Below are 555 nucleotides of genomic sequence, written 5' to 3'. Positions count from 1 at the left end.
TGGGTAGCCACTTGAAATTCCTGGGTTATTCGTCTGTTGATGAACTGGTTTCTGAAGCACGTTCAGGCTTCTTGGGGCAGGTTCGTTTGATGATCCGTTTCATTGAAAAGAACAATCTGGTTCCCGCTCTGCGTGACCATGACTGGTCTGGTTTTGCTCGCGTTTACAATGGCAAGAACTACAGAAAGAACAACTATGATACGGACCTTGAAAAATTTTATCGTCAGTATGGTGGTACCAACTCCGTATCACAAACCCGGTCTGGGTATCTTCGTCTTGGTTCCGTTGGTGCTGGTGTGCGTGATCTACAGGCTATGCTCAAACTTGCTGGGCATGATCTGGAAATTGATGGTGACTTTGGTAAGACCACGGATGCAGCCGTCAGAGCCTTCCAACGTACAAACAAGCTTGTCCCTGATGGCATTGTTGGTCCGCTTACTAACGCTGCCCTCACACGGTATAGAGATACTGCTCCGAAAGATGCGGGCCAGCAGAAGCTACCGGACATCAAAGAAGTGCAGGCAGGCGCTGGTCTCGGAATTGGCGTACCAGCGA

1 protein-coding gene is annotated in these 555 nt (G+C 49.5%); it reads left to right on the top strand.

Annotated features, from left to right (window positions below; all coding sequences use genetic code 11):
* Positions 1 to 11 precede the first annotated feature (11 nt).
* A partial coding sequence (locus tag RMT89_RS40825) for an N-acetylmuramidase domain-containing protein (protein ID WP_315888811.1) occupies positions 12 to 555 on the top strand: 544 nt, incomplete at its 3' end.

This window comes from Streptomyces sp. P17 (assembly GCF_032436805.1).
In the GTDB taxonomy this organism is placed as follows: domain Bacteria; phylum Actinomycetota; class Actinomycetes; order Streptomycetales; family Streptomycetaceae; genus Streptomyces.
This window is presented reverse-complemented; position numbering and strand designations above follow the sequence as displayed.